General features: G+C 72.0%; 13 protein-coding genes. 4 read left to right on the top strand and 9 right to left on the bottom strand.

The features are described 5' to 3' along the window. Positions 1–86 precede the first annotated feature (86 nt). Positions 87–686, bottom strand: a complete 600-nt coding sequence (locus tag P3T35_RS21270) for a GrpB family protein (RefSeq protein ID WP_280707281.1) — start codon at positions 684–686, stop codon at positions 87–89. A 176-nt stretch (positions 687–862) separates the two neighbouring features. On the opposite strand from P3T35_RS21270, the gene P3T35_RS21265 reads away from it, so the two are divergent. Further along, the gene (locus tag P3T35_RS21265) at positions 863–1066 is read left to right on the top strand and encodes a hypothetical protein (RefSeq protein ID WP_101379026.1); all 204 of its coding nucleotides are present in this window, start codon (positions 863–865) and stop codon (positions 1064–1066) included. A gap of 23 nt (positions 1067–1089) precedes the next feature. Here P3T35_RS21265 and P3T35_RS21260 read toward each other — a convergent pair whose 3' ends face one another. After that, positions 1090–1689 carry an NAD(P)H-dependent oxidoreductase gene (locus tag P3T35_RS21260; RefSeq protein WP_101379025.1) on the bottom strand — a complete coding sequence of 200 codons (600 nt, stop codon included), beginning with the start codon at positions 1687–1689 and terminating at the stop codon, positions 1090–1092. A gap of 162 nt (positions 1690–1851) precedes the next feature. On the opposite strand from P3T35_RS21260, the gene P3T35_RS21255 reads away from it, so the two are divergent. Continuing rightward, complete coding sequence (locus P3T35_RS21255) at positions 1852–2700, top strand: helix-turn-helix transcriptional regulator (RefSeq protein WP_101379024.1); 849 nt, start codon at positions 1852–1854, stop codon at positions 2698–2700. Positions 2701–2764: 64 nt separating this feature from the next. On the opposite strand, the gene P3T35_RS21250 is transcribed toward P3T35_RS21255, so the two are convergent. Together P3T35_RS21250 and P3T35_RS21245 are read right to left on the bottom strand one after the other, a co-directional pair. Continuing rightward, on the bottom strand, positions 2765–3265 hold the full coding sequence (locus P3T35_RS21250) for a hypothetical protein (RefSeq protein WP_101379023.1): 501 nt from the start codon (positions 3263–3265) through the stop codon (positions 2765–2767). Positions 3266–3298: 33 nt separating this feature from the next. Beyond that, entirely contained in the window at positions 3299–4249 is a 951-nt protein-coding gene (locus P3T35_RS21245) for a hypothetical protein (protein WP_101379022.1), read from the bottom strand. Positions 4250–4313: 64 nt separating this feature from the next. Here P3T35_RS21245 and P3T35_RS21240 point away from each other — a divergent pair, with 64 nt between their 5' ends. Then, positions 4314–4952, top strand: a complete 639-nt coding sequence (locus tag P3T35_RS21240) for a TetR family transcriptional regulator (protein ID WP_101379021.1) — start codon at positions 4314–4316, stop codon at positions 4950–4952. Here the strand turns inward: P3T35_RS21240 and P3T35_RS21235 are convergent, their stop codons facing one another. The 4 genes from P3T35_RS21235 to P3T35_RS21220 form a co-directional block, all read right to left on the bottom strand. Next, positions 4953–5501: a GNAT family N-acetyltransferase gene (locus P3T35_RS21235; protein ID WP_101379020.1), complete on the bottom strand. Its 549-nt coding sequence runs from the start codon at positions 5499–5501 to the stop codon at positions 4953–4955. It abuts the gene before it with no gap. 25 nt (positions 5502–5526) lie between these two features. After that, the gene (locus tag P3T35_RS21230) at positions 5527–7008 is read right to left on the bottom strand and encodes an MFS transporter (RefSeq protein WP_280707277.1); all 1482 of its coding nucleotides are present in this window, start codon (positions 7006–7008) and stop codon (positions 5527–5529) included. 89 nt (positions 7009–7097) lie between these two features. Then, positions 7098–7877: a class I SAM-dependent methyltransferase gene (locus P3T35_RS21225; protein WP_101379019.1), complete on the bottom strand. Its 780-nt coding sequence runs from the start codon at positions 7875–7877 to the stop codon at positions 7098–7100. A 175-nt stretch (positions 7878–8052) separates the two neighbouring features. Beyond that, positions 8053–10713: a TIM-barrel domain-containing protein gene (locus P3T35_RS21220; RefSeq protein ID WP_348533426.1), complete on the bottom strand. Its 2661-nt coding sequence runs from the start codon at positions 10711–10713 to the stop codon at positions 8053–8055. 274 nt (positions 10714–10987) lie between these two features. Between P3T35_RS21220 and P3T35_RS21215 the strand changes: the two genes are divergently transcribed. Further along, positions 10988–11290 (top strand): SHOCT domain-containing protein, encoded by a 303-nt coding sequence (locus P3T35_RS21215; protein WP_101379018.1) that lies wholly within the window; start codon positions 10988–10990, stop codon positions 11288–11290. Positions 11291–11357: 67 nt separating this feature from the next. Here P3T35_RS21215 and P3T35_RS21210 read toward each other — a convergent pair whose 3' ends face one another. After that, positions 11358–12257 (bottom strand): LysR family transcriptional regulator, encoded by a 900-nt coding sequence (locus P3T35_RS21210; RefSeq protein ID WP_101379017.1) that lies wholly within the window; start codon positions 12255–12257, stop codon positions 11358–11360. Positions 12258–12373 lie beyond the last annotated feature (116 nt).

Here is a 12373-nt window from a genome sequence, read left to right as displayed (position 1 = left end):
CGTTGGCGGGCGGTTGCTCGCTCGTGCGCTGGCGGGCCGTTGCGCGCAGGCGCGTTCGCGGGACGTTGCGCGCTGAACGGGTGGTGCTACGCCGTCCAGCCGGTCTCGGCGGCCCAGCGCTCCGCCACGGTGATGACGAGGTCCACGACCGGGTCCTTGACGTCGGCGTAGACGCCCACATCGGCGACCGTCTCGGCGAGGACGCTCTTGAAGCGCGCATAGGCCGGCACGGCCTCGGGGTGGGCCCGGAACCAGTCGCGGAACAGCAGCGCAAGCCGCTCATTGGGGGAACCGGCCAGGCGGACATGCAGGTTGACGTCCGGGCCGTCCAGGCCCTCCAGCTCGGCCCGGAGGCGCCGCGACCACATCCGCTTCGCCCAGCGCGCCGGGTCGTCATCGAGCCCGGCGGGCACGTGGTCCCGCTGGTAGGGGGAGCGCTGGAAGCCCTGGCCGGCCAGCGGCCCGTCGAAGACCGCCTCGGCCTGCACCAGGTCCGCCACGCTCACCTGGAGGTCGAAGATCGGCTTGGCTGCCATGCCGGGGATCGCGGTGCTGCCGATGTGCTCCACGCGCAGCGCCTGCGGGGCGAGCAGGGCGCGCAGCTCCTCGGCGAGGGCGAGGCCGGCGGGCTGCCAGGCGGGGTCGTGGTCGACCACGATGGGGGCGGAGTTGGTGTGGGTTGGCATTCCGGTGAGTCTAGTGGCCCCCCGAACGGGTGCTCCGATATCAAGATCTCGTCAGGACGGCCCCGGCCCGCGTAGTCCATGCGTCAAGAACGGGTGCGATCGGCGGATCGCAGGCATGCACTGGACCTGTGGGTCCGACCGCGGCCCGCGCCGCGCCTGGAAGGAAGCCGCACGCCATGACCGACCATCAGGTCCTCCCGTCCGAGCCCGCCGCCCGGCGGCAGCCGACCCCGTCGGACGTTGCCGCCCTGCGCCGGCTGCTGCTCGGCGCCTCCTTCGAGCCCGAGCCGCTCGGCTCCCAGGACGTCGAGTCCGAGCCGGAGGAGGACCGGACCGGCAGTGCGCCGCACTGCCGGCACGCGATGTACTACGTCGACTGACTCACCGGCGGGCTACAGGCGGACTACAGGCCGGTCGCGAACGGCCGGTCGCGGCGGGCGTCGTGCAGCACCGAGCCCCACCACTGCAGCTGGTCCAGCATCGCCTTGGCCGAGCCCTCCGGGCCCTCCGGCTCCAGCAGCGTGCCGTCCGGGGAGAACAGCTCGTAGTAACGCGGGAACGAGACATAGCCGCGGACGGTGTGCGCCTGCAGCTCGTTGAAGATCTGCCGCAGCTGCTCGATCGCCAGCAGGCCGCCGCTGGCACCGCTGTAGCCGACGAAGCCGATCGGCTTGGCGTGCCACTCGCTGTAGTGCCAGTCGATGGCGGCCTTGAGGGAGGCCGGGAAGCTGCGGTTGTAGTCGGGCGTCAGGATGACGATGGCGTCCGCGGCCTTCAGGCGGCGGGTCAGCTCGGCCATCCCCTCGGGGCGGCGCAGGTCGGGCTGCATGGCCGGCGGCATGGCGGGCAGGGCGAGGGGCAGTTCGACGTCCGCGAGATCGATCAGGTCGACGGTGAACGCGCCGTGCCGCTCGGCCTGCCCGACGAACCAGCGGGCGATCACCGGGGCGAACCGGCCCTCCCGGACGCTGCCGACGATCACTGCGAGGTTCAACTTGGACATGGGTGTGCTCCTGCTACGAGTGCTACGAGTGAAGTGCTGGCCGGCCCGAGCTCCGGGCCGTGACCACCACTCTCCCGAGCCGGAGCGGGCTGAGGGAGGCCGAGCTGAGGGTGGTAGTGGGGGGGCCACGATCCGGCTCGGCCCCGGTGCTACGTTCGAGGGGTGAGCGACAACGAGCTGGGCCTCTTCCTGCGGCTGCGCCGGGAGGCCGTCACACCCGCCGAGGCGGGCCTGCCGACCGGGCCGCGCCGCCGCACGCCCGGGCTGCGGCGAGCCGAACTGGCGACGCTGGCGGGGGTCAGCGTCGAGTACGTCACCAGGCTGGAGCAGGGGCGGGACCGGCGGCCGTCGGCGCCGGTGCTGGCGTCGCTGGCGGACGCCCTGCGGCTCGCCCCGGCGGAACGGCTCCATCTGCACCAACTGGTCAAGGGCGCCGAGCCGGGCTTCAGCTGCATGGGGTCGGCCGGCCCCAACCGCACCGTGCGGCCCACCGTGCGGGCCTTGCTGGACAGCCTGGAGCCGGCGGCCGCCGTGCTGCTCAACCGGCTCTCCGAGGTGCTCGCCTGCACTGACGGCTACCGGCGGCTGGTCGAGCCGATCGGCCTGCTGGACTCCGCGCGACCGAACCTCGCCCGCTTCGTCTTCACCGATCCGCGGGCCCGCACGGCCTTCCCGGACTGGGAGTTGGTGGCCGATGAGCAGGTCGCGGCGCTGAAGCGCGGGCCCGGCCTCTCCGAGCCCGAAGTCGGGGCGTTGGCCGATGAATTGACGGTCTCCTGCGGTGCCGACTTCGCTACTCGGCTGGACCGGGTGTCCGGGCTGCCGAGGGCGAGCGCGGTGCTGCGGCTGGCCCACCCGCAGGTCGGCGAGCTGCGGCTGGCCTATGAGACGCTCAACCTGCCCGTTGAGGACGACCAGCGGTTGCTGGTCCACCTCCCGGCCGACGACGCGACCGCCGCCGCCCTCGACCGCCTGGCCGGCCGCCGCCCGGGGGCGCTTCGAGCCGTCTGACCGGGCGTCAATCTGCCTGCGGGCTGACCGGACCGTGAGGCCGCCTGTTGGTCCGACCGGACCGTCAGGCCGCCTCTGGGTCTGACTGGACGTCAGGCTCCTCGCTGACTCGCCAGTCCAGCGTCTTCCTGGCCAGCGCCGCCAGCGCCAGGCTGGACGGCAGCTCGACCAGCAGGGCCATCGCGAGCGCCACGTACCAGTCCGCGCCGCCCTCGGCGGTCATCACGTCGAACCAGGCGTCGAGCAGCAGCAGGGTGGCGGTCGCGGACCCGGCGGGCGCCACCAACCGCGAACGCCGGGCCAGCAGCACCGCCGTGGCGAGCAGGCCGGTCACCTGGAGCAGGTCCATGCCGACCCAGGCTGTTGACCAGTTCCGGACCTCGGCCTGCCCGCGGGTGGTCGACCCGAGCACCAGGATCCACGCGAACAGCAGTACCGCCACGGCAGCCAGGACCAGGGCCAGCCGCCTACGCAGGCGCGCCGCCGCCGGGTCGTCCGCCGCCAGCCGCTCCAGGACGGTGGCTGTGCTGCGGCCGCCCGGTATCGCTCTTCCCGTGATCCACAAGCTATCGCAGCGGTGAGCCGACGACCGCGCGGGTCAGCGGCCGAGCTCCTGGATCAGCCTGCGGTAGGTGTCGAAGGCGGGCTTGGGCGTGTAGTCGTCCCGCAGCAGGCCGAAGCGGTCGAACAGGCCGGTGCCGGCGGAGTCGGCGTCACGCAGCGCGAAGAGGCTGTAGCCGGTGAGGTGGAGCTCGTCGCGCAGGCCCGCGATGGTCCGGATCACCTCCTCGACCACCTCGGCCTGGCGCTCCTCGGAGCGCTCCGGGCCGGTGGGCCAGCCGTGCTCGCAGACGTGGATCGGCACCGACGGGGCGATCCCGGCGCGGGCGAGGTGCGTGGTGCGGAACTCGGTGAGCACCGCCGTCGCCGCGGGGACCAACCGCTCAGGCGGCAGCGGACGGAAGACGTCCGGGAAGAAGTCCAGGCCCACGTAGTCCAGCGCGCGGTGGAAGCGGTCGTCGGCGGCCGCGCCCAGCTCGCCCCAGAAGGGGTCGGCCGGGTCGAAGCCCGGCACGGCGTTGAAGCCGACGGCGATGTCGTACCCCTGCGCCAGCGCCTCCTCCTTGGCCGCGATCACCCCCTGGATCAGGGCCTGTTGGACGTTCGGGATGCTCCCGTCGACGATCGGGAGGTTGAGGTTGGGCTCCTCGCAGATCTGGAGCATCGCCAGCCGCGGGCCCTCGGTGCGCACCGTGTCGCGGATGAAGTCGAGCCAGCCGCCAAGCTCTCCGCTGGGCTCCCGGAACTGCAGCACCAGATCGAGCCTGCGTCCGTCGCCGAGCAGGCGCTCGGGGTCGGCGGGCGTGCTGGTGGGCCGGCTGGACGCCGCGTAGTGGCGGTAGGCGCGGACTAGCAACGTCGGTGCGTCGCCCTGGAGTTGGCGCAGCGCGGCGGTGATCAGCGCGGGGTCGTCGGGGCTCACCGGGTGGCGGACGCCAGTGTCGGTGCCCAGCAGGCCGCCGGGATAGATGCCGAAGGTCAAGGTCATGGGCGCCACCCTAGCCGATAATTTTGGAGTCACTCCAAATTTTCAGTGGCTCTATGATTTCTGCATGGGACTCCGTGAAGCCAAGAAGCAGCAGACCCGGGCCGCGCTCGCGGACGCCGCCATGGGCCTCTTCGTCGAGCGCGGCTTCGACGGCGTCACCGTGGCGGAGGTGGCTCGGGCGGCCGGCGTGTCGGTGAACACGGCCTTCAACTACTTCCCGACCAAGGAGGATCTGTTCTTCGACCGGCAGGCCGAGGTGGAGGCCTGGTTGGCCGAGGCGGTCCGCACCCGTGCCGTCGGAACGTCCGCGCTGGGTGCGGTCCGCGCGAGCCTGCTGGCGGCGCTGGAGCGCGATGAGCCGACCCTCGGACTGCGTCCCGGGGCCGCGGTGTTCTGGCGGCTGGTCGCCGAGAGCCCCGCGCTGCAGGCACGCGGGCGCGAGATCGCCGAGCGCTCCGAGGCGGCGCTCGCGGCGGCGCTGGCGGAGGAAGCGGAGGCGGCGGGCGGTGTGGCCGGGGACCCCCTGCCCGGGGTGGTGGCCGGGGCGATCGCGGGTCCCTACCGTGCGGTGCTGGCGGAGATCCGTCGCCGGGTGGTGGCGGGGGAGCAGCCCGAGGAGATCCGCCGAGCGGTGACGGCGGTGGCCGAACGGGCCTTCGAGCTGCTGGAGTCGGGGCTCGGCGGTTACCTGGCGAGGCCCTGACTAGCTCAACACCGCTCGCCGCATGGCCAGTCGCGGCCACCGGTCCAGGCCGTGCGCCGCCTCCTGCGCCCGGACCTCCCGCAGGCCAGGGCCCAACTCGGCGTCGGGCAGCGGCCGGAAGCCGCAGCGCACGTAGTAGGGCGCGTTCCACGGGACGTTCGCGAACGTGGTCAGGGTCAGCGCCGGGACGCCCTCCGCGGCGGCCCGCTCCGCGAGATCCTCCAGCAGCGCCCGCCCGATGCCACGCCGGGCGCTGCCCGGGTGCACCGACACCTGCTCGACGTGCAGCGCGCCGTCGATCCGGTCGGCGATCAGATACGCCACCGGGGCGTCGTCACCGTCGACCGCCACCCGGGCCAGCCCGGCCCGCTGGTAGCGGGCCAGTTCATCGAGCGGCAGCGGCTCGTCCTCCGCGATCTCGGGCATCCCGATCTCGCGGAAGCACTCACCGGCCGCTCGCTCGATGTGCTGGAGCACGGGCAGTTCGTCAGGGCGGACCTGGCGGACCTGGCAAAGCTGGTGGGCCTGGTGGACCTGGCGGATCGGCATGCCCCGATTATCTCCCTGGCTGATCTCAGGCCGCGGTCTGCTGCCGGCCGGGCAGTCCGAGGGCGAGCACGCCGGCGAGGGCGGTGAGGACGGCGGCGGCGAGGAACGCCCGGTCATAGCCGGCGGTCAGCGCGGCCGCACTGGCGCCGCCGTGGGCGGCAGTGGTGTGCGAGGCGATGGTGGCCAGCAGGGCGAGACCGAGGGCGCCGCCGACCTGGCGCGAGGTGTTGGTCAGCCCGGACGCCAGCCCGGCCTCCTCCCGGCGGGCGCCCGCGGTGGCCGCGGCGGTGAGCGGCATCATCGCCAGCCCCATGCCGAGCGTGCAGAGCATGAACGGCACCACCACACCGGTGGCGTAGCCCCCGTGCGGGCGCAGCAGCGACAGCCACAGGAAGCCGGCCGTGCTGAGGGTCATCCCGGCGATCAGCAGCGGACGCGGCCCGGTGCGGTGGATCAGCCGGGTGGCGACCTGGGCGCAGATGATGATCGAGAAGCACCCGGGCAGGAAGGCCAGCCCCGCGGTCACCGGGCTGTAGTGCAGCACCAGTTGGAAGTAGAGCGACAGCAGGAACCACATCGCGAACATCGCCGCGCCCAGCGACAGCACCGAGGCGTTGGCGACCGCGAGGGTGCGGCGGCGCAGCACGGCGAGCGGCACCAGCGGGTGGGCGCTGCGGTGCTCGATGGCCGCGAAGGCCGCCAGCAGCAGCACCGCCACGGCGGCCGGCAGCCAGACGGCGGGGGCCGTCCAGCCGTGCGACTCGGTGGCGATGATCGCGTAGGTGAGCGCGGTCAGGCCGCCGGTCACGGTGACCGCGCCCGGCAGGTCGAGCCGGCGCAGCCCGCCGCCCGGCGCCTCCGCTGCGGTCACCCGGGCCAGCGCGGCGACCAGCAGCACGATGCCGAGCGGCACATTGACGAAGAACACCCAGCGCCAGCCCGCGTACTGGGTCAGCACGCCGCCGAGCACCGCGCCCGCCGCGCCGCCGGCCGCCATCACCGCGCTCCAGGCGCCCATCGCGCGGGTGCGCTCCCGCGGCTCGGTGAAGGTCGTCATGATCAGCGTGAGGGTGGCCGGGGCCAGCACGGCGCCGCCGAGGCCCTGGATCGCCCGGGCGGCGATCAGCAGCGGTCCGGTGGTGGCCAGCCCGCCGGCCAGCGAGGCGCCGGTGAACAGCACCAGGCCGGAGAGGAACGCCCGCCGCGCGCCCACCAGATCGGCCAGTCGGCCGCCGAGCAGCAGCAGCCCGGCGAAGCCGAGGGTGTAGGCGTTGACGATCCACTGCTGGCCGGTGGCGCTCAGCCGCAGCGAGTCGCGCATCTCGGGCAGCGCGACGTTCACGATCGACACGTCGAGCACCACCATGAACTGCGCCGCACAGGCGATCAGCAGGATGGCGGTCTTCGACGACTGGCCGAGCACGGACGAGCCGGGCGGCCGCCTGGCGTCAGCGCGACCGGTGGCAGTGGTGGCGCTGGTGGTGCTGGTAGTGCTGGTAGTGCTCAAAACTACCCCCGGGAAGCATGGCCGTCCGGGTGCTTGCGTACTGTCGTCAGCACCCGGACGCCCTGATATGAAGTTGATGTGACGTGATGTCAGCGGACCGCGACGAACATCGCGTCGCTGACGGAGCGCCAGGCGAGGCCCGCCTCATGGAAACCAGCGTCGACCAGGCGCTCGATATTCCACTCGGCGGTGTGGGTGTCGCCGTCCTTGTGGTCGCGGTAGACGGCCGACCGGGCCGCGACCGCCTCGGCCAGCCGCGGGTCGGCGGCCGCGGCCTGCCACCACTGGGCCCAGGTGAGCACCCCGTCGGCGCTCTCGGTCAGCTGGCGCCGCTCCTCGAAGGTCTTGTGCACCGCGTTGAGCAGCGGGGTGCCCGGCTGCGGGCAGTGGTCGGCGTTGAGGAAGATGCCGCCGGGGCGGAGCAGGCCGGTCAGGTCGCGGTAGAGGCGCAGCAGCGTGTCGGTGTCCAGCCAGTGCAGGGCGGTGGCCGTGAGCACCGCGTCGAACGGGCCCTCGGGCAGCGCGGCGGCCCAGTCGGGGTCGCGCAGGTCGGCGGTGACCAGGGTGAGCCGCTGGTCGCCGCGGAAGTGGCCTTCGGCGATCTGGAGCAGCGCCGGGTCGAGGTCGACGCCGACGCTGGCGGCCTGGGGCAGTCGGGCGAGCAGGCGCTCGGTGATGCTGGCGGTGCCGCAGGCCAGGTCCAGGATCCGGGGTGCGGGGCCGCCGACCGCCTCGACCAGGTCGATCATCACGCGGAACCGCTCCTCGCGGTCCGGCAGGTACCACCCCTGCTGACGGTCCCAACTGCGCTGCCAGCCCTCCCAGTAGGCGCGCTCGGCGGTGTCGTCGGCGATCTGGAGGTCCGTCATGGTGATTCCCCCTGTGCGGAAGCATGGTTGAGTTGAGTAAGGACCTGCTGCGGTTGGCAGGTGTTACCTAGCTTGGCGCATGCTTGAGTAATAGGCAAGTGGGAGTAAGGGTTATTACAAGGGCTGGCCGGTGGGGGTGTCGCCACCCCCACCGGCCAGCCTTGGAACGTGTGGTTCAGCGGCCCAGGCCGCCCGCACCCGCCAGCTGCAGCGAGAAGCCGGCAGCGGTGGACTGCGCCGGGGTGGTCAGATGGACCACGCCGGCTGCCGAGTCGTAGCTCCAGGAGCCGGCCGGCAGCGGATGCCCGTCGAGCAGCACCTGGGCCGGAGCCGCGCCGACATGGATGCTGAACTCATAGGCGCGCGCGGCCGGTTTGCCCGCGTAGGCACCGTTGCTCGGGCCGACCGTGATCTGGGTCGTGCCGTGCCCGTGCTGGCCGGTCGCGTGCACGGTCACCAACTGCGTTGCGCTGGAGCCCTGCTGGTAGGCCCGGGTGGTGCCGTCGTCCTCGTAGAGGGTGAACTGCGAGTCGCCCTGGGCGTAGATGTCGTAGTCCAGGCGGCTGGTGTCCCGGGTCTGCCAGGAGAGCGTGCCCTGCGGCCACATCGGCACGATCGCACCGGCCTTGACGAACAGCGGCAGGGTGTCCAGCGGCGCGTGGTAGCCGTTGATCGTGGTCGGCCCCTGGTAGGTCTTGCCGGTCCAGTAGTCCACCCAGGTGCCCGCCGGCAGGTAGATGCCGTTGCGGGTGTCGGAGGCGTCGTAGACCGGGGCGACCAGGAAGCTGTCGCCGCTGAGGAACTCGTACTTGGCCGCGTCGCCCCAGGTGTTGGGGTCGTTCGGGTAGTCCAGCACCAGCGGGCGCACCGCGCCGACGCCGGTCTGGTGCGCCTGTGCGGCCAGCGTGTAGAGGTACGGCAGCAGCCGCTCCTTGAGCTGCAGGAACTTGTTGTTGATCGATGTGTAGGGCTCGCCGAACCGCCAGGGCTGCTTGTCGCTCTGGGCCCAGCCGTCCGTCGTCATGATGGTCGGGATGAAGGTCTTCCACTGCAGGTCGCGGGTCTCCACCTTCGGGTCGCTGCCGAAGATGCCGCCCACGTCACCGGTGTTGTAGGCGATGCCCGACATGGTGGAGCCCGCGTAGGTGGGGATCTGCCACTTCACGTAGTCGTAACTGCCGGTCTGGTCACCGCTCCAGAGCACCCCGCAGCGCTGCGCGCCGGCCCAGGAGACCGGCAGCCAGACGAAACCGCGGGCGTCGCTGTTCTGCTCGATGCCGTTGTACGCCTGCTGGCAGCCGTCCAGCGCGAACTGGTAGCCCGGGCCGACCCAGCCGACGTCCAGCTTGCGCACCCGCACCCCGGCCTTGACCTCCTCGCCCTGGTTGGGCAGGCCGGTCGAAGTCCACAGGCCCAGCTGCATGTTGTGGTCGCGCAGACCCTGGCCGACCTGCTGGAGGTTCTCGTAGCCGCAGCCGTAGCCGTCGTTGACCAGCATCCAGCCGAGCGGGGTCTGGTTGGCGGTGTAGCCGTCGGCCACCTTCAAGGCGTCCAGGGTGTGCCGCTCACCGCGGTTGGCGTTGTGCAGGTAGCAGTCCGAGTCGCCCGGCTCCAGGCCGTAGACCGGCGGCATGAAAGGCTTGCCGACCAGATCGGTGTACTGGCCGATCACGGTTTTCAGATCCGGGGCGTTTGGGCTGGCCATGAAGTACCCGTCGAACCGGCTCTCCTGGGCCGAGGTGCGCACCGGGTCGCCGAAGTCGTACACGCCGGGGGCGAAGGTGTTGCGGAAGACGCCGTAGCCGGCCGAAGACAGGTAGAACGGCTGCGAGTTGTTGTAGCCGCCCGCGTCCCAGTTGTAGTTGTTGGCCACGTGCACGGTCTGGTCGCGGTGCGAGAAGCTGCCGTTCTGCTCGCCCGCGCCGTAGAACTGCTCCTGCGGGCCGCGCGCCAGGGTCTGCTGCATCGCGTCGCCGGTCCAGGTCAGGCCGCGGGTCTCCTGCCAGACCAGAGTGCGGTTGTCGGCCCGGTAGAGGGCGAACCGCAGGGGGCTCTTGTAGGCGCGCAGGGTCAGGTCCTTGCTGGCGATCGCCCAGTAGTCGCCGGCGTCGAACTCCTTGGTGGTCTTGATGGTTGACGGCGGATTGGGAACCATCTCGCGTCCGGCCGGGTCGGTGAAGGTGCCGGTGGGGGCGAGTTGGAGACGGAAGACGTCCTCGCTGGTGAAGTCGATCCGGGCGGCCGCGCTGCCGGCCTGGATCCGGTAGCCGCCGTCGGCGCCCTTGGTCAGGCCGGTGGCGTTGCCCACGGTGGTGGCGGTCGGGATGGCCGCGGTCGCGGTGTAGCCCGAATTGGTCACCGAGTAGGGCACCACCAGCACGTGGTAGGTGCCGGAGGCGTTGGGGATCACCGCGACCGACGGGTCGGCACCCATCGCGGCCTCGGCGACCTCGTGGCCGGCGCCGTCGTAGATGTAGGTGTCGAACTCCATGGTCGGGTCCGGCCATTGGATGCTGACCGGCACGCCGCCGTCGGGGTTGTCCGCCCAGTAGGAGGCCGGCACGTCGACGGTCAGGTCGAAGTGGTCGCAGGTCTGGTCGTTCGGGTCCTGGGCCTGCGCGGGGCAGTGCGACGGGTCGGGCACCGACCCGCTGGCGTAGCTGTGGCCCTGCCAGGTGAGCGTGTGGCTGCCGGTGAGCGCCAGGGTGCCGGCGGCGGGGGTGGCCGCCCGGGCCGGGGCCTGGCCGCCGAGCAGCGCGCAGACCACGGCGAGCACGGCGGCGAGGGGGATCAGGGGTAACCGGGTGTGGAGCGGTCGGGAGTGGAGTGTTCGCATGCCGCGTCCAAGGGGATCGAGGGCGAGCGGGGGGATCAGGGATCAGGGATCAGGGATCAGGGATCAGGGCGATCGGGGGACGGGCCGCCCGGTTGAGCGGCGCATGAGGACAGCGTGAGGTGATCATGACAGCCGGATGAAAATATGGGTGCGCGACTGTCCCGGGGAGGCTAGCAGTCCATTTCTGCGCGTTCAATGCTTCTGTGCGCACCTTTGCGCAAGTGGCCGACTGTGTTGGGCGCACACTGGAAGACAGGAGGCGAGGTGGTGGGAGATGTTCGTTCGCCACTTCCATCATGTCGGCGGCTACGGCGGATACGGGCCCGGGTTCTGGCTGTTCGTGATCGGCTTCGTGGTGCTGGCCGTGCTGTTCGTGGTGCTGATCACGACACTGGCACGGGGGTCGCGCGTACATCGTTCGACGGCGGCTGGCAGTACCGCCGGTGCTGCCAGGGCTTGGTCCACGGGCACGGCGGAGGCGGAGCGGATCCTTGCCGAGCGGTACGCCAGGGGCGAGCTGGACGACGAGGAGTACCAGCGCCGTCTCAGGACGCTCCGCGAGCCACCATCGGAGTGAAGGAAGCACCACCGGAGTGGAGGGAACCGCCAACCGAGTGAAGAAGGGTCAACGGAGCGAAGAAGGGTCAGCCGCCCTGCCGCTTCGGCGTCAGGCCGGGCGGCAGCGGCACGGCCCGCAGTTCGCGAATCACCGCTCGCACCGTGGCCGTTCGGGCCAGCGCGGGCGTGCTGACGTAGCCCACCAGCCGGCTCGGCGGCTCGGGCCCCAGGTCGGTCACGGCCAGCCCGTCCGGGGCGCCGAGCAGCGCGAGCCGCGGCATGATCGCCATGCCGATGCCCTGGGCAACCAGTGAGAGCACCACCGTGTCATCGGCGACATTGATCGTGGCCTGCGGGATCCACTCCTGCCCCTGCCACCAACTCCTGGTGTAGGAGCCGCAGTTCTCGTCCCAGTCGACCAGCGGCAGGGTGCGCGGCGCCGGATGCCCGACCGGGTGGGCCAGCGCGTAGCTCTCCGCGAACAGCGGCACCGCGACCAGCCCGGGCCGCGTCGTGGTCTCGTCCATGGTGGCCAGCCCCAGGTCGGCATGGCCGTCCGCCACCTCGCCCGCCGTGCCCCGCCCGATCTCGCGGACGATCCGCACCTGCGGGCTGAGCTCGGGATGCCGCTCCGCCAGCCGCGCCAGCACGGCCGGCAGCAACTGCGCGGCGACGCTGCGGAACGCGGCGATCCGCACCGGGCCCGCCACCCGGTCCGGCTCGGCCTCGCGCGCCTCGGTGCGCATAAGCTCCAGCAGCCGCAGCACTTGCCGGGCCTGGGCCACCACCCGGGTGCCGGCCGCGGTGGGCGTGGCGCCGCTGCGGCCGCGCTCGAAGAGCACTGCGCCGAGCTTGCGCTCACCGGCGCGCACGGCATGGGAGACGGCGGACTGCGTCATGCCGAGCACGGCCGCGGCGGCGGTGAAGCTCCGCTCGCGCTCGACGGCGACGAGCACGCGCAGCTCCTGTGGGGCGAGATCGGTCATGGGGCCAGTCTTCCATGAACGCCGTTCATGGAACGCAGCCATCCATCGACGGCGAGGGCTGCCACCGGCCCACTCCCGCTCCCTAACGTGGTGCCGGCACCGCACCGGACCGCACC

The sequence above is a fragment of the Kitasatospora sp. GP30 genome, assembly GCF_029892145.1.
Classification (GTDB): domain Bacteria; phylum Actinomycetota; class Actinomycetes; order Streptomycetales; family Streptomycetaceae; genus Kitasatospora; species Kitasatospora acidiphila.
Note: the sequence above shows the minus strand (reverse complement) of the source record. Positions and strands in the feature narration are given on the sequence as shown.